Raw genomic sequence first — 20,395 nt, 5'->3', positions numbered from 1 at the left:
ATAAATTTTGGAGGAGTAAACTATGAAGTACACGTGTTATATTGTTTCTTCGTTGCTTCTTGCAACAACTTATTTTAAAGCCACTGCTCAGACTGATAAAGCCGGCCAGGCCCAATCGGTAAAGCTTGTTCCCAGTGAAAAGGACAAGCGCGTAGATGTCTTCATTGGCGGGAAGCCTTTTACCTCATATATTTATCCCGATGTGCTAAAAAAGCCAGTTCTGTATCCGGTTAGAAGTTCAACGGGAACCATTATAACGCGTGGCTGGCCGATGGACCCACGGCCGGGAGAACGAATAGACCATCCTCATCATGTGGGGATCTGGTTTAATTACGGGGATGTGAACGGGTATGATTTTTGGAACAACTCTAATGATGTTAGAGGCCACGCTGGTCCGTTTGGTACTATCCGGCACCAAAAAGTCAACAAGATTGTTAACGGAAAAGAGAAAGGTGAACTTTATATTACGGCAGACTGGTTGACGGATAAAAATAACGCTTTGTTAAAGGAGAATACAAGGTTCGTTTTTAGCGGTAACAACACTACCAGGGTGATCGACCGGATCACTACCCTAACGGCCCTGAAAGAATCAGTATTGTTTAAAGATAATAAGGAAGGTTTATTAGCTATAAGGATTGCCCGCGAGCTTGAACATCCATCCGACAAACCTGAGAAATTTACTGACGCGCAGGGGAATGTAACCGATGTCCCTGTATTAAATAATGAAGGCGTAACAGGGCACTATCTAAGTAGTGAAGGAAAAGAAGGTGACTCTGTTTGGGGAACCCGTGCTGGCTGGGTGGTACTAAGTGGCCGGATAAAAGAAGAGCCGGTATCGGTGATGATCATCGACCATCAGAAGAACCCCGGTTTCCCTTCTTACTGGCATGCAAGGGGCTATGGATTGTTTGCAATAAATTCCCTGGGCCAGAATGCAATGAGCAATGGCAAGGACTCTCTGAATATGCGGCTCGCACCTGGACAGTCTGTCACATTTCGTTATAGGATCATCATTAAATCCGGCGGACATTTGTCTAAGAGCCAGGCTACAGAAGAGTCAAAGGCCTTTTCAAATAAATAACTACACGTTAGCAGAAGTCGTATCTTTAGCACTATAACTATATAGACCTGTTTAATTTCTGCTAAATGAGAAGAAGCCCGATTGTCGTCGTATTACTTTTAGTCATCTCAGTGAACGGCTTTGCCCAAAAGAAGGAGAAGCCAAAAAGTGAAAACTGGAGGCTGGTTTGGTCTGATGAATTCGAATATGAGGGACTGCCCGATTCTGCCAAGTGGAGCTTTGAAGAGGGCGATCATGGCTGGGGTAACAATGAAATGCAGTATTATAGCTCTGCCGACACAACAAATGCCATAGTTAGAGACGGGAAGCTGCACATAACTGCCAGAAAAGAGCAGAAAGGAAAAGCGGAATATACTTCGGCCCGGATAATATCAAAAGGTAAAGGCGACTGGCTGTATGGGAAGATAGAAGCACGAGCGATGCTTCCCGCAGGAAGAGGTCTCTGGCCTGCGATCTGGATGTTACCTACTGATTGGAAGTATGGTGGCTGGCCTGCGAGCGGAGAGATTGATATCATGGAGCATGTGGGTTATGTGCCCGACAGCGTCTATGGCAGTGCTCATACTAAAAAATTCAATCATGTGCTCCATACACAAACTACCAGGGGCTACCGGGTGCTAAACCCTTATTCTGCATTTCATAATTATACCATAGTTTGGGACCGCAGCAAAATTGACTTTTACGTAGATGATACTCATTACCTGACCTTCAAGAATACCGGTAATGGCCCGGAGGAGTGGCCTTTCGACAAACGCTTTCATCTTCTGTTGAATGTCGCCGTAGGTGGGGGCTGGGGAGGACTGAAGGGTGTTGATGATTCGGTTTTCCCACAATCTATGGTAGTAGATTACATCCGGGTATACCAGAAGCAGTAAGTATACTATCTTAATTGATTTTATTGTATACTTGCTGAAACGTTTTATACAATGAGAATCACACCTTTTTTCCTTTTGCTATTAACGCTCGCAAGTCTCGCTTCATTTGGTCAGAAGACGAAAAGCAAGAAAGCTTCATCCGGCAATCCGATTTTTCCGGGTTGGTACGCGGATCCTGAAGGCGCTGTTTTTGGTAAGCAGTACTGGATATATCCAACCTATTCTGCAAAATATGAAAAACAGGTTTTCTTCGATGCATTTTCATCAAACGACCTTGTTAACTGGAAAAAACATGAACGGGTGCTGGATACGGCCAACGTAAAATGGGCAAAAAAGGCGGTATGGGCTCCCTCGATCGTCTCGAAAGATAAAAAGTACTATCTGTTCTTCGGCGCAAACGATATCCAGAACGATAATGAATCCGGCGGTATCGGAGTAGCAGTGTCGGATAAGCCGCAGGGCCCGTTTAAAGACTATCTCGGCAAACCATTGATCGATAAATTTCACAATGGCGCACAGCCCATTGATCAGTTTGTATTTCACGACAAAGACGGGAAATACTACCTCATTTATGGGGGATGGAGACATTGTAATATAGCCCGGCTGAAAGATGACTTTACAGGATTTATTCCTTTTGAAGACGGATCGGTTTTTAAAGAAATTACACCAAAAGGTTACGTTGAAGGGCCTTTTATGTTTATCCGTAATGGGAAATATTATTTCATGTGGTCTGAAGGCGGCTGGACTGGTCCCGATTATTCAGTGGCGTATGCAATAGCCGATTCACCGATGGGCCCATTTGAGCGTATCGGTAAGATCCTCCAGCAGGATGCTTCCGTTGCAACAGGTGCGGGGCATCATTCTGTAGTTCATAATAAAAAAGACGATGCATGGTATATCGTCTATCACAGAAGACCCCTTGGGGAAACAGACGGTAATCACCGCGTGGTTTGCATTGATAAAATGGAGTTTGACAGTGAAGGGCTAATCAAGCCGGTAAAGATTACGTTCGAAGGCGTAAAGCCCGATAAGCTATAAATATGAATAATTGGTTGAGGAACTACCGGGGCATCATCTGGCTTATAGGTGGTATTATCGCGGGGAGTGTAGCCGGAGTGCTGTTTGGTAAGAGAGTAGAAGTTCTGAAGCCGGTAGGCGACATTTTTCTCAACCTGCTTTTCACGGCGGTTATTCCATTAGTGTTTTTTGCCATTGCATCGGCAATTGCGGGACTAGGGAGTTCGGGCAAGTTAAGCAGGATCATGGGCATCATGTCGCTCGTCTTTCTTTCTACGGTGCTGATTTCTGCGTTCTTAACCATCGTTGCCGTATGGTTGTTCCCAATTCATGAGCAGCTTACACCCTTGCGGCTTACCGAAAGCCTTAGCGAAAAGCCGATAGGCGAACAGCTGACCCGCTTATTCACCACAGGAGAGTTTTATGAGCTCCTGTCGCGGCAGAACATGCTGGCTATGATCATCTTTTCTGTGCTTGTAGGTTTTGCAACACGGCGTGCAGGAGAGAAACATGGTGTATTCCGCGATTTCATTCATGCCGGGAACGAAGTTTTTAAGAACGTTTTCATCCTGATCATGAAACTTGCGCCCATTGGATTGGGGGCTTACTTCGCTTATCAGGTAGGTGTTTTTGGTCCGCAGCTCTTCGGCGCTTATGCCCGTTCTTTAGGCTTGTTTTATGGGTATGGCCTGTTTTATTTTGTCGTTATTTTCAGCTTATATGCATTCATAGCAGGCGGGGTAAAAGGAGTAAGGAGGTACTGGAAGAATAATATCATACCTTCTGCAACTGCATTGGGCACCTGCAGCAGTATTGCCACTATTCCCGCTAATCTTGATGCCGCCAGACGAATCGGTATTCCTGATATCATCGCAAATGTTACTGTCCCCCTGGGGGCCACTCTACATAAAGACGGATCCAGTATCTCTTCAATCATTAAAATGGCAGTGGTATTTGCCTTGTTCGGTAAAAGCTTCGACAGTGTCGATGTGATTTTACTCGCTTTAGGCATGACGGTACTTGTTAGTATCGTAGAGGGAGGTATACCCAACGGCGGCTATGTAGGGGAAATGCTGTTCATATCAGCTTACGGTTTTCCTCCGGAAGCGTTACCTCCGGCGATGGTTATTGGGACACTTGTAGATCCTCTGGCAACGTTATTGAACGCTACAGGAGATACCGTTGCCGGGATGTTGGTGAGCCGCTTTTCAGAAGGAAGGAACTGGCTAAGCAAGACGGACACTGTATCGGGTGAGCCTATTTAGCGCGGCTTATCCTATAAGGCTGAAGCTGCGAAAGTATCGCCCTGTTTAATATCGCCGGTTTCAAATCCTTTCTTAAACCATCGCATGCGCTGCTCTGACGTTCCGTGAGTAAAGGCATCGGGCGTGACGGTGCCGCTGCTTTGCTTCTGCAGCCGGTCGTCGCCTACCGCATTAGCCGCCTGAAGAGCTTCTTCAATATCACCCTCCTCGAGTATGTTTTTCATTTTCTGGTCGTGATGCGCCCATACTCCAGCAAAGAAGTCAGCCTGCAGTTCAAGCCGAACCGACATTTTATTGTATTCTGATTCAGAAATATTTCCCTGCATACGATCTACCTTATCGGTTATGCCCATTAAGTTCTGAACATGATGCCCAACCTCATGGGCAATCACGTAAGCCATAGCGAAATCGCCGGGAGCATTGAACCGGGTCTTCAGGTCGTCATAAAAAGAAAGGTCGATATAAACTTTTTCATCGGCGGGACAATAGAAAGGACCGGTGGCCGCACCGGCAAAACCGCATCCCGAAGAAGTGCTCTGTGTGAAAAGCACCAGGTTAGGCTCTTTGTATTGAGAGCCCATCTGACTGAAAAGCTCATTCCATACGTCTTCTGTATCTACGAGAACAGCATCTACAAACTTTCCCTGCTCATCATTCGGGGTGCCGGAAGTAGTTGTTTGCTCTTGTCCCTGACCGGGAATGGCATTCATAAGCTCCTGAGGATTCTTCCCTAAGAGCAGGGCTACGATCACTACAATAATTCCGACGCCCCCACCAAGGGCATAACGCCCTCCTCCGCCACGGCGGTCTTCCAGGTTTCCACTGCTTCTTCTTCCTATCCAGCGCATATATGTTTTTTATGGCACAACACCCTGAAAACAGCGATTGTTTTGTGTTAAAGGTAAATGAGTGATTTTGATCCGGGTTAATCCCTATAAAGACATTTTTGTTTTGAATGCGTAACATCCAACCCTTAGTATTGTATTACTTTTACTATTAAAGAAAAAAACTCTTCTGCTATAGCTAATTAAATTTTCAATATATACAGACATGGAAAATAAATCATATGGTATTATTGGTTTAGGAAAAATGGGTGCTAATCTGGCCATGCAGGCCGCCGGGAAAGGATATACAATTGTGGGATACGATAAGCACCTTCCTACAGATATAGAGCAGGAGAATTTGATTTTAGCACATAGCGTTAACAGTCTCGTTGATAAGTTACCCACACCAAGAAGGATCTTTATTTATATACCGGCCGGAGTTGGCATTGATAACTTAATTGACGATCTGTCGCCTTTACTTGATCCTGGGGATATTATTATCGACGGAGGAAACTCGTATTGGGGGGACAGTATCAGAAGGGCGGAGAGGCTTAAGAAAAAAGGGCTTTATTTTATTGATTGCGGTACAAGCGGGGGAGTAAGCGGCGCGCGGAACGGTGCCTGCTTCATGATTGGCGGCGAAACCGAGGCAGTGAAAGAGATAGAGCCACTGCTGAAAGATCTTGCAGTACCAGAGGGATATATTCACACAGGCGCTCCCGGCTCGGGGCACTTTGTAAAGCTGGTTCATAACGGTATCGAATTTGGCATGCTTCAAGCTATTGGCGAAGGAATGGCTCTGCTGGGTAAATATCGCGAGGAACTGGATGTAAGCGGGATATTGAAAACCTGGAATAACGGGTCGGTTGTACGCTCGTGGTTGATTGAACTCATGAAAAATATATACGACGAAAAGCAGGGCTTTAATGTACCATCCTATGTGGAGGATACCGGAGAAGTAAACTGGCTGGTTACGGATGCAATGCACATGGACGTCTCGGTACCGGTGATAGCCTCGTCGGTAATGCAACTGATTGCTTCAAGGGATAGCGATAACCTCTCGTCTAAAGCAATAGCAATGATGCGAAATGGTTTCGGCGGCCATCCCTTTGGAACCGACGATGGCATCAGGCATGAAAGGAACTTTGGTAAAGTTGGAGGATATCAGCCGGCAAAGGGTGACTAGTATTCAGAACCCCTTATTAAATGCAATCTCTTTAGCGTTTTAAAAGGCTTCCGGTAAATAGAGGCTTTGTCGGGCTGTCTTCGGAATATTGGGATCAGGAGACTTAGGCTTTCTGCGATTGCGCTTACGGCGCGCTATAGTCAGAAGTTCGGCTGAATTCATTGGGGCAACTGGCGCTTTTGCGGCAGTCTTGTGGCAGACTGCTGGCAGACTGACGGCCGGAGCGATGCGGGGCGCGACGCCAGTTTGAGCCGGATTGTTCGAGTCTTTGTCGATAAAAAGTCGATGAAAGCAGCATAGCGAGTCGATGAAATGACGACCAATTGGGCCGCAAGCCTGCCATCAGCCTGCCTCCTGTGCGCCACCAGTCCCCGGATCGGGGCCCGATCCGGGGACACCCTGGGTCACCCGTTTTCCGATGCCGTGCCGGTAAAAAGAGGGCGCAGAGTGCCTTCAGGTACGGCCATGGTACGGCAAAGGCTGGAATAAAACAAAAAAACAGAGGGTTCAGCAGGCCCGTTAGACGCCTGAAGATGAGCAGGGTGGGAGAGAGACAACCCCTCAATCGGGAAAAGGTTTGAAAAAAAGGGAAAAAAGATTTGCAGGGGGCCAAAAAAGTGTGCATCTTTGCAATCCCAAAACGGGAGATACGGCGCAAGGCTGTTGAGGCAAAAAGGATGAGAGAAGGGTACCGGGAGGCCTGAAAAGGGGGAACGGAAGTGAAGAAAGGGGCGAGAAAAAAAAGTAAAAAAAGTTCTTGCAGAAAAGAAAAAAGATTCTCACCTTTGCAGTCCCAAAACGGGACAACCGAAAAGGGAAAAAGGAAGCCGAAGGCGCGACGCTGGAAGCCAATAAAAAAGAGATCAAAAGCTGCAAAGCTTTGAAGATAGCCAAGCCGTGAGGGGGAGGCGCAAAAGTTCTTAAAAAAGAAATGTCATGTAGCGTAACAGGTAGGAATATCTGTTAACAAAACAACAAGAAGTTAACGAAATCCCAAGTCAATTCAGCAAATAGCATTAATACAAACGATTCTATTTGAATAATACTTAAATAGGGTCAGAGAACAAAAACTTCATTACAATGGAGAGTTTGATCCTGGCTCAGGATGAACGCTAGCGGCAGGCCTAATACATGCAAGTCGAACGAGATTGAAGAGCTTGCTCTTCATGAAAGTGGCGCACGGGTGCGTAACGCGTATGCAATCTACCTTACTCAGGGGGATAGCCCGGAGAAATCCGGATTAACACCGCATAACATAATGATATGGCATCATATTATTATCAAATATTTATAGGAGTAAGATGAGCATGCGTGACATTAGCTAGTTGGTAAGGTAACGGCTTACCAAGGCGACGATGTCTAGGGGATCTGAGAGGATGACCCCCCACACTGGTACTGAGACACGGACCAGACTCCTACGGGAGGCAGCAGTAAGGAATATTGGTCAATGGAGGCAACTCTGAACCAGCCATGCCGCGTGCAGGAAGACGGCCCTACGGGTTGTAAACTGCTTTTGTACCGGAATAAACCCTCTTTCGTGAAAGAGGTTGAATGTACGGTAAGAATAAGGATCGGCTAACTCCGTGCCAGCAGCCGCGGTAATACGGAGGATCCAAGCGTTATCCGGATTTATTGGGTTTAAAGGGTGCGTAGGCGGCTTATTAAGTCAGGGGTGAAAGACGGTGGCTCAACCATCGCAGTGCCTTTGATACTGATGAGCTTGAATCTACCTGAGGTAGGCGGAATGTGACAAGTAGCGGTGAAATGCATAGATATGTCACAGAACACCAATTGCGAAGGCAGCTTACTAAAGTGGTATTGACGCTGAGGCACGAAAGCGTGGGGATCAAACAGGATTAGATACCCTGGTAGTCCACGCCCTAAACGATGAACACTCGATGTTGGCGATATACAGTCAGCGTCTAAGCGAAAGCGTTAAGTGTTCCACCTGGGGAGTACGCCCGCAAGGGTGAAACTCAAAGGAATTGACGGGGGCCCGCACAAGCGGAGGAGCATGTGGTTTAATTCGATGATACGCGAGGAACCTTACCCGGGCTTGAAAGTTACTGAATGACTCAGAGATGAGTCAGTCCTTCGGGACAGGAAACTAGGTGCTGCATGGCTGTCGTCAGCTCGTGCCGTGAGGTGTTGGGTTAAGTCCCGCAACGAGCGCAACCCCTGTGAATAGTTGCCAGCATGTAAAGGTGGGGACTCTATTCAGACTGCCTGTGCAAACAGAGAGGAAGGCGGGGACGACGTCAAGTCATCATGGCCCTTACGTCCGGGGCTACACACGTGCTACAATGGATGGTACAGAGGGCAGCTACGTAGTAATACGATGCCAATCTCAAAAAGCCATTCACAGTTCGGATTGAGGTCTGCAACTCGACCTCATGAAGTTGGATTCGCTAGTAATCGCAGATCAGCAATGCTGCGGTGAATACGTTCCCGGGCCTTGTACACACCGCCCGTCAAGCCATGGAAGCTGGGGGTACCTGAAGTATGTAACCGCAAGGAGCGTCCTAGGGTAAAACCGGTAACTGGGGCTAAGTCGTAACAAGGTAGCCGTACCGGAAGGTGCGGCTGGAATACCTCCTTTCTAGAGGCTGGAAAGAGCCTGTTATGCTACAGATATTCTTTTAGAGTTAAAAGTGGAAAGTAGAAAGTTAAAAGCTGGAAACTGAAAGCAGAAGACGAAAAAAGAGAAAGACATTTCAAAAGAAACACAAGAAGAAACACCCGCAAGAGGAAAGCCAGAACAGTGGCAATAGCCAGAAGAGCTGGCGTGATTGGAAAAACAGTCCCGTAGCTCAGTTTGGTTAGAGCACTACACTGATAATGTAGGGGTCAGCAGTTCAAATCTGCTCGGGACTACAGGCGAGGAGTTTAAAGTTGAAGGTTGAAAGTGAAGCGTAGCAATACGGTAACTTTAAACTCGGAACGTTAAACGAAAAACTCAACACGGGGGATTAGCTCAGCTGGCTAGAGCACCTGCCTTGCACGCAGGGGGTCAACGGTTCGAATCCGTTATTCTCCACCGGTAAGCAGAAAGAGGGCAGTAAAAGAGAGAAGACGATGTCTTGATACCTGATACTAGCTACTTGATACTGTTTAACAACGTTCTTTGACATATTGGAAGAAGTAATTGAAGAGAAAACAACAGAAAGAGTCTCTTAAGTTAAAAGTAGAAAGTTAAAAGCAGAAGGTAGCGATACACGAAGCTTTAAACGTTGAACTTTAGACTTAGAACTCAAAAAAAGCATTGTTTGCTGAGCAAAAGCAGCAAACAAGAAGAAAGTAAGAAAGGGCACACGGGGAATGCCTTGGCTCTCAGAGGCGAAGAAGGACGTGATAAGCTGCGATAAGCTGCGGGGATCAGCAAATATGAATTGATCCGCAGATTTCCGAATGGGGAAACCTAACTAGTTGAAGACTAGTTGCAATAGCGCGAACGTGCTGAACTGAAACATCTAAGTAAGCATAGGAAGAGAAAATAATAATGATTTCCTGAGTAGTGGCGAGCGAAAGGGAAAGAGCCCAAACCAGTTATGTTACGGCATAACCGGGGTTGTAGGACCACAACATGATTAGTAAAGCGAAGAAGAACGGGATGGGAAGCCCGGCCATAGAGCATGATAGCTGCGTATTCGTAACCAATACTAAACTAGTGGTATCCTGAGTACCGCGAGGTCGGAGACGCCTTGTGGGAAACTGCCGGCACCATCCGGTAAGGCTAAATACTCCTGAGAGACCGATAGTGAACCAGTACCGTGAGGGAAAGGTGAAAAGAACCCCGAACAGGGGAGTGAAATAGAACCTGAAACCGTGTGCTTACAAGCGGTCGGAGCAGACTTGTTCTGTGACGGCGTGCCTTTTGCATAATGAGCCTACGAGTTACTCTTCTCTGGCAAGGTTAAGCGGTTAAGCCGCGAAGCCGAAGCGAAAGCGAGTCTGAATAGGGCGTATAGTCAGAGGAGGTAGACGCGAAACCTTGTGATCTACCCTTGAGCAGGTTGAAGGTGCCGTAACAGGTACTGGAGGACCGAACCGATAAGCGTTGAAAAGCTTCCGGATGACTTGAGGGTAGGGGTGAAAGGCCAATCAAACTGGGAAATAGCTCGTACTCCCCGAAATGTTTTTAGGAACAGCGTGGATGTTAAGTTTTATAGAGGTAGAGCTACTAATTGGGTGCGGGGGAGTCACATCCTACCAAATCCAGATAAACTCCGAATGCTATAAAATATAATCTGCAGTGAGGCGCGGGGTGCTAAGGTCACGCGCCGAGAGGGAAAGAACCCAGACCATCAGCTAAGGTCCCAAAATTAACGCTAAGTTGAACTAACGAGGTCCGATTGCACAGACAGCTAGGATGTTGGCTTGGAAGCAGCCATTCATTTAAAGAGTGCGTAACAGCTCACTAGTCGAGCGATCGGGCATGGATAATAAACGGGCATTAAGCGTTATACCGAAGCTATGGATGCAGCAATGCGTGGTAGGGGAGCATTCCAATATCAGTGAATCAGTACCGTAAGGTATTGTGGAGAGATTGGAAAAGCAAATGTAGGCATAAGTAACGATAAGGCGGGAGGGAAACCCGCCCACCGAAAGACTAAGGTTTCCTGATCAACGCTAATCGGATCAGGGTTAGTCGGGACCTAAGGAGACGCCGGGTGGCTCATCCGATGGACAACTGGTTAATAATCCAGTACTTTCTTTAACTGCGATGTGGAGACGGAGTAGTGACACTGCCGCGATCTGACGGAATAGATCGTTAAAAGGCGTAGGCATATCAGAGACAGGCAAATCCGTCACTGATGCTGAAACCCAATAGTACCGCGAACCTTCGGGGGAGCGGATAGAGCAGGTAACCAGACTTCCAAGAAAACCCGCTAAGCTTCAGGTTAAAGAAACCCGTACCGTAAACCGACACAGGTAGTCGAGGAGAGAATCCTAAGGTGCTCGAGTGAATCATGGCTAAGGAACTCGGCAAAATGGCCCTGTAACTTCGGGAGAAGGGGCGCTGAGAGTAATCTCAGCCGCAGTGAAAAGGCCCAGGCGACTGTTTAACAAAAACACATGGCTTTGCAAAATCGAAAGATGAGGTATAAGGCCTGACACCTGCCCGGTGCCGGAAGGTTAAGAGGGGATGTCATCTGTTAAAGGAGAAGCATTGAATCGAAGCCCCGGTAAACGGCGGCCGTAACTATAACGGTCCTAAGGTAGCGAAATTCCTTGTCGGGTAAGTTCCGACCTGCACGAATGGTGTAACGATCTGGGCGCTGTCTCAGCCATGAGCTCGGTGAAATTGTGGTATCGGTGAAGACGCCGGTTACCCGCAACGGGACGGAAAGACCCCATGCACCTTCACTACAACTTAACATTGATACTGGGTACAGAATGTGTAGGATAGGCGGGAGGCAGTGAAGCGGTGGCGCCAGCCATCGTGGAGTCAACCTTGAAATACCGCCCTTTCTGTACACGGTGTCTAACTCTCTTGAGGGAGGACATTGTTTGGCGGGTAGTTTGACTGGGGTGGTCGCCTCCAAAAAGGTAACGGAGGCTTTCAAAGGTAAGCTCAGTACGCTTGGTAACCGTACGGGGAGTGCAATAGCATAAGCTTGCTTGACTGTGAGACAGACAAGTCGAACAGGGTCGAAAGACGGATATAGTGATCCGGTGGTTCTGCATGGAAGGGCCATCGCTCAAAGGATAAAAGGTACGCTGGGGATAACAGGCTGATCTCCCCCAAGAGCTCATATCGACGGGGAGGTTTGGCACCTCGATGTCGGCTCGTCACATCCTGGGGCTGGAGAAGGTCCCAAGGGTTCGGCTGTTCGCCGATTAAAGTGGCACGCGAGCTGGGTTCAGAACGTCGCGAGACAGTTCGGTCCCTATCTGTTGTGGGCGCAGGAAGTTTGAGTGGGGCTGTCCTTAGTACGAGAGGACCGGGATGGACAAACCACTGGTGAATCTGTTATGGCGCCAGCTGTACTGCAGAGTAGCTACGTTTGGAATAGATAAGCGCTGAAAGCATCTAAGTGCGAAACTAGCCACAAGATGAGACTTCCATATAGGGTCGTGAGAGACTATCACGTTGATAGGCTACAGGTGTAAAGGTAGTGATACCATAGCCGAGTAGTACTAATTACCCGAAGCTTTCAAGGCAGAATATTCTGTTGGACGAATCTTCAACTACTTCTTCTGATTATGTTAAATTAAGGCAGCAAGCTGAGAGCCGAAAGGTGAAAGCTACTGTTAAAGAGATAAAGGGAATGCTTTAAGCTTTGCGCTTTTGGCTTTCACCCTGAAAGATCTTCAGGTGCCTATATCGGCGGTGTCCACCTCTTCCCATTCCGAACAGAGAAGTTAAGCCCGCCAGAGCCGATGGTACTGCGGTAACACGTGGGAGAGTAGGTCGGTGCCAACCTTTCTAAAGCCCGTTAGTTCACTCTGACGGGCTTTTTTTATAGCCTGAATTTAGCTATGGATCTGAGTCAAAAGGGATCAACCCGTAAAGTTGTGGACTAAGCATAAATTTTCATCAGACGATACATAAAAAAGTCGACGTTTTTCACTCCCCTGAATTGACTTCTAAGTGCTTTGATTTTGGCGTTGAAGGACTCAGCAGAAGCATTTGTGCTTCGGTTGTCAAAGTAATTAAGGATAGTAATGTAATGATTTTGGATAGTTCTTCTAAGCGATGAGAAGGCTTTGATGCCAGCCTTTTCCACCTGATCGTACCATTGGGCCAGGCGGGTATACCCCAGCTCCTTCTCTTTGGTAGATGAGAAGATATGAGAGAGGTTACGGCTCATCCTGTAGGCCTTTTCCAGATCGGGGTAAATACGAAAAAGGATTTCAGCCCGTTGCCGCTGAGCGGGTGTCCAGGCAGTTTCGTCTTTGAATAACAGGTACCGGCTCCGTGCCAATAGCTGCTTTGGAGTATCGCCATTCTCCAGCAAATCCGGAACATACTCTTTGTGAAGTTCTTTAGCCAGTTCTATTTCCAGGTTCTCCTGATCGATGGCCTGCCATCGATGTTCAATACGCAGCTGCTGAACGGCATCGGTAGCCAGTTGCTGAACATGAAAACGATCGGAGACCAGTTTAGCCCGGGGAAAGCTGCGGATAACAATACGTTCCATGGTGGCAGCCAGGTCCAGGGTTACCTCCTCAACCATATAGCGCTTACGGCGGGGTATCTTCTTCAGTATCTGAATGATCTGATCACTCCTGACACCTTTGACAATGGCTACCAGGGCACCTTTACGTCCATTTGCCTGCTTGTTAGTCACCACGGTATAGAGCTCTCCCTGTGACAGACTGGTCTCATCAATACTTAGATAAGGTCCAACGTTCTCAGGGAATAAGAGCCAGTCAGGGGCATGTTCCCGTGCTTGCCAGCTCATAAAGTCACTCAGGTGGCGCACGTAATGTTCTTCCAGTCGCTTGCCCTCCAGTCCAAAAAGTTTGGCAATGGTTTGGATACCCAAGGGATATCTATCGATCAAATCCTTTTAAAAAAGCGGCAAGCTCGGTGGTCATTCGAGTGCCTTCCGCTACCTGGTTCCAATCGTGGAAGATGACTGTACCGGTGCTCTTATCCACCCATTTACGTCGTTTCAAATGCAGGAAACAGGCTTTGCCGCGCAGGGGGAAATCACGCACGGTGATCTCATCGAAAAAGCCTTTGGATAACAAACTGCCTTCATGACCTGCAGGCGGTGTATTCTTCTGTGATAAGTACAAATGGATCTGATCTTCTTTTTTCTCGATCCGATCTACATCGAACAACTCGGTCAGACCATCAGGCAATAACAAGGACAACAGTTCTTTCTCCAAAGCTCTTTTTGCCTTCAAAGTTATTTATTTACTTCTTAGTCCACAACTTTACGGGTTGATCCATAATTTCATGAGCCTGAAGAAGAGAAAATTAACATTTCCTACTCTTCTGTATTGTTCTCTGAAGACTTTGATTTTAGCAGAGCCACCTGTAAAGTTTTAGACTAAGTATGAGTTTTCGTCAGACGATACATAAAGAAGTCGACGTTTTTCGGACTAACCGGATATTCCAGCCTGGCTTTACCACTACCGCAAATAAAAGGTGCAATGCCCTGTAACACTTCAGATACACTGATTGCCTATAGATGCCCTTATCGCGTTGATCCTTAAATTTTTAAATACTTCAAAACTTTCTTTCAACTGTGCTGGTTTCCTTTATAGGTTTGAACATGTATATTAGTATCTTTGCATTTTAATTAGCAGGAATGAACAACAGTTTTGCAGTACGGCGTGAAGTAATGCAGCATATAGAGAAATTTATGCTGGATAATATGAATAACTACCTTAAGTCTATTGATACCATATGGCAGCCTTCAGACTTTTTGCCGGACTCAACTAAAGGAAACTTTTTTGAAGAAGTGAAAGAGTTACGGGAGAGTGCCAAAGGCCTGTCTTATGATCTTCTTGCTGTTTTAATCGGAGATACCATTACTGAAGAGGCTCTTCCTACGTATGAATCGTGGCTGACTATGGTCGAAGGTGTTTCAAAAGATGAGGAAGGCGGCTGGATGAAATGGGTAAGACACTGGACTTCGGAAGAGAACCGTCATGGCGACCTGCTAAATAAATATCTCTATCTCTCGGGCCGCGTGAATATGCGCCAGCTTGAGGTTTCTACACAATATCTTCTGGCTGATGGCTTTGACATCGGCACCGATCAGGATCCTTACCGGAATTTTATTTACACCAGCTTTCAGGAGCTTGCAACGAATATCTCGCACAGAAGGGTGGCCTCTCTGGCAAAAAGGGATGGAGATACTCTCCTGTCGAAAATGTGTGGCGTAATAGCAAGTGATGAGGCGCGGCACGCCAGGGCGTACAAGGATTTTATTTCTGAGATAATTAAGGTTGACCCAAATGAGGTCCTCCTGGCTTTCGAAGATATGATGCGGAAGAAGATCGTTATGCCAGCGCATTTCTTAAGAGAGCTTGGTAAAAAAGCTGGTGAGACTTTTACTCATTTTGCTGATGCTGCTCAGCGTTTAGGGGTATATACATCTGTTGACTATGTTGACATCCTTAAACAGTTAATAAACGACTGGGAGATTGAAGGTCTTCGCAGTCTTAACGATGCTGGCGAAAAAGCCCGCGATTATCTAATGAAGCTTCCCGACCGTTTGTCCAGGATTGCTGAAAGGATGAAGAATCCAACACTGGAATATCAATTTAAGTGGATACACGCCATGTAATTTTAAGCGCATGCTTATCAGCTGACGTAGTTTGACGTCCTATTGCTGTTGCTGCTGTACCATTTCCAGATAATGCTGGAAGCTATTTACTGGAAAATCAGTGTGCGCCTTTTCGATAACAACTTCGGGCATCTCGTCTTTGATCACCTGATCATCCTCGTAAGAAACAGAAACCGACACTTCTAATTTATGTTCGGGCAGTCCTTTATAGACCCCTTTTACAGGAGAGCAGTCAGAGAAGTTTCGGCCGACCGCTAAACGGACGTGAGTTTCGTTTGCAACACAATTATTAGTGGGATCAAATCCCAGCCACCCATAATTGGGAAGGTAGGCCTCCACCCAGGCATGGGTAGCGCCTTCGCCACGCATGCCATTTTTATGAGGGCAGATATAACCGCTCACATACCGCGCAGGTATCTTTACTAGTCGCAGCATCACCAGCAGAATATGCGCAAAGTCCTGGCAAACCCCTGCTTTTAATTTCCATACTACATCAAGAGTCGTTTCAGCAGTGGTTATCCCGGGTATATAATCGAAGTTCTCATACACATAGAGACAATACTTGAGAGCCGCCTCATATGGCGTACGGGCAGGAAGATGCTCTCTTTTTACGATCTCCTTTAGTTCGTCTAAGCCATGGAAATATTCCTGATTGAGATAATCGATATACGGAATCTTATTTTGCAATTTAACCAGGTCCTGCCATTGCTGGTTAGGGAAAATATCATCTTCAGGTAGAGGCTTACTTCTGGTCGTTACAATGATGTTCGACGTTATAGTTAGTTCGGAATGCGGACTACTGCATGTGAAGTTACCAACCTCATTGCCATAATAATCTTTATAAACATCTACCGCAGGATCACCACTTATTTTAAGCTCATGCTTCAGTACTTCCTGATACTGGTCGCTTATCGGAAACAGGATGATTTGGTTAGCGCCATCGCGGACCGATCCCTGATAAGTGTATTTCGTAGTATGCTTAATTTTAAACTGAGGCATGGTTCCGTGTATTAAGAATATGCAAAGTAATGTACATTTAACGTATTCCCAACTCTATAAAGTTCCTTTTTTATAAGAGCTAGGTATGAATGCAGCCCCTGCTGCATAATCGAATCGACCGTGCTATATTGAATCATGCTTTGCAGGCGTCCGATCAGAAACGACAATTCTTTAAATTCGATGATATTTTTGTTGCTCTTTAGCCGTTCGAAATACCGGTGGATGTTATTCACAGAATAGAGTACAGAACGGGGGAAGTCGTTATTCAGGACAACCAGTTCGAGTATATTCTCGGCATCGAAGCCTTGCCTGTACGTTTTAAGATAAAGATCGTAGGCGCCGAGGGATAGAAGCAAATATTTTAAATAGGAGGTACCTGAAAGCAAATCGGGGTCGTTGTTTGTGACATCAAGCTTGGTATCAAGAATGTCGGCAGACTGGATGCTGCGTTCAAGGTATTTCCCGATGTTCATAAAGCTTCTGCCTTCGCCTCGTTCCATAGTTACTTCTGCAATGCCGTAGTAAAGCATTACCTGTTTTATAAGTTCGTCGAGAACCGAAGTAGGGTCGTCTCTGCGCAATGAATAAATGAGTCTTTTATCTTTTACGAGATGATAGTATTCATTAAGACATTGCCAAAGGTCTTTGGGGATGTGATCCTGCACACTCCTGGCATTTTCGCGTGCCAGGGTAATAATATTGGAAATTGAATTTGGATTTTCTTTCCCTGAGAACATAAACAGAAGGACTTCCCGGCTGTTAAATTCCATTGATCTGATGGTATCTTCATCCAATCCGCTGTATATTTTAATCACCGGAGCCCAGGAAAATTGCTGTAATGAATCCTGAGAAGAGGCATAATTAATTTTCAGCATTCTCAAAATGCCATCACTTCTTTCGATGTAGCGGCTTAGCCAGTATAAATTTGCTGCAACCCTGCTTAACATGTGTTTTTAGATAATAAATTTAAGATGCAAGGACCCAGGTGTCTTTACTTCCGCCACCTTGCGAACTGTTGACAATTAAAGAACCCTCCTGCAACGCAACCCTTGTCAATCCTCCCGGGACTATTTCTATTCCATCGGGGCCGCAAAGAGCAAAAGGCCGCAGGTCTATCCGCCTCGGGCGGAGCTTCGTGTTCAGAAAACATGGCGCTGTCGAAAGGCTTATAGTAGGTTGCGCTATATATTGCCGCGGTTCCTTCTCTATATCGGCTTTATAATTTTTAATTTCTTCATTGCCAGCCATATGGCCCATAAGCATCCCATATCCTCCGCTTCCGTTTGTTTTTTTGATCACCATTTTATGGATATTATCGAAAACATACTCCTTATGCTCCGGATCGCCAAGCTGATAAGTAGGAACGTTTTTAAGTAAGGGCTCCTCGTTCAGATAATATTTTATCATTTGCGGCACATAGGTGTAAATGGCCTTATCATCTGCAACTCCATTGCCGATAGCGTTAACAATAGCCACATTTCCCTTGCGGTATGCGCTCATCATTCCGGCTACTCCAAGAATGCTCTCCGGATTGAAAACCAGCGGATCGAGGTACTCATCGTCCACCCTGCGGTAAATAACATCTACCTGCTGCCTTCCGTTGGTAGTCTTCATATAGACCTTGTGGTTGTCGACAAGAAGATCCCGCCCTTCAACGAGTTCTACCCCCATCAGGCGGGCAAGCGTGGTATGTTCGAAATAAGCCGAGTTGTAAATTCCAGGGCTGAGTAATACAATAGTAGGATTCGAAATTTGCCGCGGAGAAATAGCCATTAAGTTCCTGTACAATATTTCCGGGTATTCGGTAACACTCCTTACTTTGCATTGAGGAAGCAGATCGGGGAAAAGGCGTTTGGTTATCTCCCTGTTTTCAAGCATATAACTCACGCCTGACGGAGTACGAAGGTTGTCTTCGAGCACGTAGAAAGATCCATCGAAGTCCCTTATTAAGTCTATTCCCGCGATGTGTACATATATGTCGTGCGGCACCTTTACATTATGCATTTCCCTTAGAAAATGCGGGCAGGAGTAGATCATTTCTATAGGGATAACACCATCCTTTACGATAAACATGTTACTGTAAATGTCTTTCAGAAAAATATTGAGCGCCCTGAGTCGCTGCTTTATCCCTTTCTCTATTAAGGCCCAGTCTTGTGCAGTGATAATCCTTGGAATAATATCAAACGGGAAAATCTTCTCTATCCCTTCACCGCTGTTATAGACCGTAAAAGTAATACCCTGGCTGAGGAATAATTTACGGGCGAGTTCCTCTTTCTTGTTCAGGTCGTCTAAAGATTCCCTGGATAAATACTCAATTATTTTCTCGTAAGGTTTCCTTAGGGTATTATTTGAATTGAACATTTCATCCCAGGTGTTTGTTTCGGGGATATATTGTTGTAAAAAATCCAATTCACTCATAAATATTTGCCTTTTTTTATAAAAATATTAATTATTTGGTCATTTTATCAAATTATTAAGAATAAAAAACTCCTATGAGGTATGGTTTGGGTATTAAGACATGAGTTTTTTTCTTTTGAAGCTAAAAATATCATTACCGAATATCCTGTAGATTCACGATAAGGCTTAAATCTTTTTCAGCATGATCGTTATCAACACCTGTTGCAGGTCTTGACCAAAGAAGAAAGTGTTTTCAAGAAAGAGGCTATGCGTTCTACACGATTGCCGCCACTGTTTCTGTAATAATTCTGCAGGCTTCCCTGATTTCTGGTTCTGTTATAGTAAGAGGAGGAGCAATGCGCAATGCGGTATCACAATGCAAGAACCAGTCTACAATGATCCCTTCCTCAAGGCATTTTTTGCTTACAGCTTCCACCTGGGCAAAAGTGTCAATCTGGATACAGAGCATAAGTCCCATACCCCTGACTTCGCGTATAGGCGGTTTAGACAGAAGCGTTCGGAATAAAGCCTCCTTTTTGCCCACTTCAGCCACCATATTCTCTTCAAGAATAGTGTTAAGAGTGGCGAGTCCTGCAGCGCAGCTCACCGGATGGCCTCCAAATGTCGTAATATGACCAAGTATTGGGTTATCCTTTAAACAGTCCATTATCTCGCGCGAAGCTATGAACGCCCCTATCGGCATTCCGCCTCCTATACCTTTTGCCAGCAGGAGGATATCCGGATGGATTCCAAAATGTTCAAATGCAAAAAGTTTACCCGTCCGGCCGAATCCTGTCTGTATTTCATCCATGATCAGGAGTGCGCCCGTCTCGTCGCAACGCTTCCTTAAAGCCTGCATATAAGCGTTTTCCGGCACACGTACACCCGCTTCGCCCTGTATGCTTTCAACAATCACACATGCAGTATCATGATCGATCAGATCAAGATCAGCCGACTCATTAAAATGAATGAAATGTACATTTGGCAGAAGTGGCCGGTAAGCTTGCTTATAATATTCGTTACCCATAACACTCAGTGCACCGTGCGTACTTCCATGATACGCCTGATAGCACGAAACAATCTTACTTCTGCCGGTAAACCGCTTAGCAAGCTTCAGTGCACCCTCTGTAGCTTCGGCCCCCGAATTAACGAAGTATACCGAATTGAGCGCGGCCGGTAATACGGAAATTAGTTTTTCTGCATACAGCACTTGAGGCGACTGAACATATTCGCCATAAACTGCAACATGCATATACCGCTCTGCCTGGTCTTTAACAGCCTTCACAACCGCCGGATGACAATGCCCCACATTACTTACTGCAAAACCTGAAACCAGGTCCATATAGGCCTTTCCTGAAGGGCCAAATAAATAAATGCCTTCTGCTCTTTCTATTTCAAGAAGACGTGGAGTAGAGGATGTCTGAGCGTTGTTAAGGAGGAATAATTGCCGTAGGCTTATCATGCCACAAAAATACAAAAGCCTCCCGAGTTTTAGGGAGG

General features: G+C 46.0%; 13 protein-coding genes, 2 tRNA genes and 3 rRNA genes. 11 read left to right on the top strand and 7 right to left on the bottom strand.

The annotated features are described in order from the left end of the window. Positions 1-22 precede the first annotated feature (22 nt). From BDE36_RS20410 to BDE36_RS20395, 4 genes are all read left to right on the top strand, one after another. Positions 23-1,081, top strand: coding sequence for a DUF6807 domain-containing protein (locus BDE36_RS20410; RefSeq protein WP_141816303.1), 1,059 nt, complete (start codon positions 23-25; stop codon positions 1,079-1,081). A gap of 65 nt (positions 1,082-1,146) precedes the next feature. Next, positions 1,147-1,956 carry a glycoside hydrolase family 16 protein gene (locus BDE36_RS20405; protein ID WP_141816302.1) on the top strand — a complete coding sequence of 270 codons (810 nt, stop codon included), beginning with the start codon at positions 1,147-1,149 and terminating at the stop codon, positions 1,954-1,956. 51 nt (positions 1,957-2,007) lie between these two features. After that, positions 2,008-2,994: a glycoside hydrolase family 43 protein gene (locus BDE36_RS20400; RefSeq protein WP_141816301.1), complete on the top strand. Its 987-nt coding sequence runs from the start codon at positions 2,008-2,010 to the stop codon at positions 2,992-2,994. Positions 2,995-2,996: 2 nt separating this feature from the next. Then, positions 2,997-4,238 (top strand): dicarboxylate/amino acid:cation symporter, encoded by a 1,242-nt coding sequence (locus BDE36_RS20395; protein ID WP_128771298.1) that lies wholly within the window; start codon positions 2,997-2,999, stop codon positions 4,236-4,238. A gap of 11 nt (positions 4,239-4,249) precedes the next feature. Here BDE36_RS20395 and ypfJ read toward each other — a convergent pair whose 3' ends face one another. Further along, on the bottom strand, positions 4,250-5,086 hold the full coding sequence (gene ypfJ / locus BDE36_RS20390) for a KPN_02809 family neutral zinc metallopeptidase (RefSeq protein WP_141816300.1): 837 nt from the start codon (positions 5,084-5,086) through the stop codon (positions 4,250-4,252). 202 nt (positions 5,087-5,288) lie between these two features. On the opposite strand from ypfJ, the gene gnd reads away from it, so the two are divergent. From gnd to rrf, 6 genes are all read left to right on the top strand, one after another. After that, complete coding sequence (gnd, locus tag BDE36_RS20385) at positions 5,289-6,248, top strand: phosphogluconate dehydrogenase (NAD(+)-dependent, decarboxylating) (RefSeq protein WP_141816299.1); 960 nt, start codon at positions 5,289-5,291, stop codon at positions 6,246-6,248. 1,077 nt (positions 6,249-7,325) lie between these two features. Beyond that, positions 7,326-8,847: ribosomal RNA gene (locus tag BDE36_RS20380) — 16S ribosomal RNA — on the top strand. 200 nt (positions 8,848-9,047) lie between these two features. Further along, a tRNA-Ile gene (locus BDE36_RS20375) sits at positions 9,048-9,122 on the top strand. 89 nt (positions 9,123-9,211) lie between these two features. Next, positions 9,212-9,285: transfer RNA gene (locus tag BDE36_RS20370), tRNA-Ala, on the top strand. A gap of 254 nt (positions 9,286-9,539) precedes the next feature. Then, a 23S ribosomal RNA gene (locus BDE36_RS20365) occupies positions 9,540-12,412 on the top strand. A 151-nt stretch (positions 12,413-12,563) separates the two neighbouring features. Then, positions 12,564-12,675 (top strand): 5S ribosomal RNA (gene rrf, locus BDE36_RS20360). Together the 16S, 23S and 5S rRNA genes with 2 tRNA genes alongside form the textbook arrangement of a ribosomal RNA operon. A gap of 97 nt (positions 12,676-12,772) precedes the next feature. Here the strand turns inward: rrf and BDE36_RS20355 are convergent. After that, entirely contained in the window at positions 12,773-13,759 is a 987-nt protein-coding gene (locus tag BDE36_RS20355) for an ISAon1 family transposase (RefSeq protein ID WP_244939628.1), read from the bottom strand. Beyond that, positions 13,749-14,108, bottom strand: a complete 360-nt coding sequence (locus tag BDE36_RS20350; protein ID WP_244939621.1) for an ISAon1 family transposase N-terminal region protein — start codon at positions 14,106-14,108, stop codon at positions 13,749-13,751. Before BDE36_RS20350 ends, BDE36_RS20355 begins: the two co-directional genes overlap by 11 nt. A gap of 407 nt (positions 14,109-14,515) precedes the next feature. On the opposite strand from BDE36_RS20350, the gene BDE36_RS20345 reads away from it, so the two are divergent. Further along, positions 14,516-15,499: an acyl-ACP desaturase gene (locus tag BDE36_RS20345; protein WP_141816298.1), complete on the top strand. Its 984-nt coding sequence runs from the start codon at positions 14,516-14,518 to the stop codon at positions 15,497-15,499. A 39-nt stretch (positions 15,500-15,538) separates the two neighbouring features. On the opposite strand, the gene BDE36_RS20340 is transcribed toward BDE36_RS20345, so the two are convergent. The 4 genes from BDE36_RS20340 to BDE36_RS20325 all read right to left on the bottom strand — a co-directional run bounded on the left by BDE36_RS20340 (position 15,539) and on the right by BDE36_RS20325 (position 20,357). Further along, entirely contained in the window at positions 15,539-16,498 is a 960-nt protein-coding gene (locus BDE36_RS20340; RefSeq protein ID WP_128768625.1) for a transglutaminase family protein, read from the bottom strand. 11 nt (positions 16,499-16,509) lie between these two features. After that, entirely contained in the window at positions 16,510-17,445 is a 936-nt protein-coding gene (locus BDE36_RS20335; RefSeq protein ID WP_128768624.1) for an alpha-E domain-containing protein, read from the bottom strand. 19 nt (positions 17,446-17,464) lie between these two features. Continuing rightward, positions 17,465-18,916: a circularly permuted type 2 ATP-grasp protein gene (locus BDE36_RS20330; protein ID WP_141816297.1), complete on the bottom strand. Its 1,452-nt coding sequence runs from the start codon at positions 18,914-18,916 to the stop codon at positions 17,465-17,467. Positions 18,917-19,169: 253 nt separating this feature from the next. Continuing rightward, positions 19,170-20,357 carry an aspartate aminotransferase family protein gene (locus BDE36_RS20325; protein ID WP_141816296.1) on the bottom strand — a complete coding sequence of 396 codons (1,188 nt, stop codon included), beginning with the start codon at positions 20,355-20,357 and terminating at the stop codon, positions 19,170-19,172. Positions 20,358-20,395 lie beyond the last annotated feature (38 nt).

Origin of the sequence: Arcticibacter tournemirensis (assembly GCF_006716645.1) — a bacterium.
Classification (GTDB): Bacteria; Bacteroidota; Bacteroidia; order Sphingobacteriales; family Sphingobacteriaceae; genus Arcticibacter; species Arcticibacter tournemirensis.
This window is presented reverse-complemented; position numbering and strand designations above follow the sequence as displayed.

What these genes read in the sequence shown, in the direction of transcription:
- BDE36_RS20410 (WP_141816303.1), top strand. Translation starts at nt 23, where the DNA reads ATGAAGTACACGTGTTATATTGTTTCTTCGTTGCTTCTTGCAACAACT.
- BDE36_RS20405 (WP_141816302.1), top strand. Translation starts at nt 1,147, where the DNA reads ATGAGAAGAAGCCCGATTGTCGTCGTATTACTTTTAGTCATCTCAGTG.
- BDE36_RS20400 (WP_141816301.1), top strand. Translation starts at nt 2,008, where the DNA reads ATGAGAATCACACCTTTTTTCCTTTTGCTATTAACGCTCGCAAGTCTC.
- BDE36_RS20395 (WP_128771298.1), top strand. Translation starts at nt 2,997, where the DNA reads ATGAATAATTGGTTGAGGAACTACCGGGGCATCATCTGGCTTATAGGT.
- ypfJ (WP_141816300.1), bottom strand. Translation starts at nt 5,086, where the DNA reads ATGCGCTGGATAGGAAGAAGAAGCAGTGGAAACCTGGAAGACCGCCGT.
- gnd (WP_141816299.1), top strand. Translation starts at nt 5,289, where the DNA reads ATGGAAAATAAATCATATGGTATTATTGGTTTAGGAAAAATGGGTGCT.
- BDE36_RS20345 (WP_141816298.1), top strand. Translation starts at nt 14,516, where the DNA reads ATGAACAACAGTTTTGCAGTACGGCGTGAAGTAATGCAGCATATAGAG.
- BDE36_RS20340 (WP_128768625.1), bottom strand. Translation starts at nt 16,498, where the DNA reads ATGCCTCAGTTTAAAATTAAGCATACTACGAAATACACTTATCAGGGA.
- BDE36_RS20335 (WP_128768624.1), bottom strand. Translation starts at nt 17,445, where the DNA reads ATGTTAAGCAGGGTTGCAGCAAATTTATACTGGCTAAGCCGCTACATC.
- BDE36_RS20330 (WP_141816297.1), bottom strand. Translation starts at nt 18,916, where the DNA reads ATGAGTGAATTGGATTTTTTACAACAATATATCCCCGAAACAAACACC.
- BDE36_RS20325 (WP_141816296.1), bottom strand. Translation starts at nt 20,357, where the DNA reads ATGATAAGCCTACGGCAATTATTCCTCCTTAACAACGCTCAGACATCC.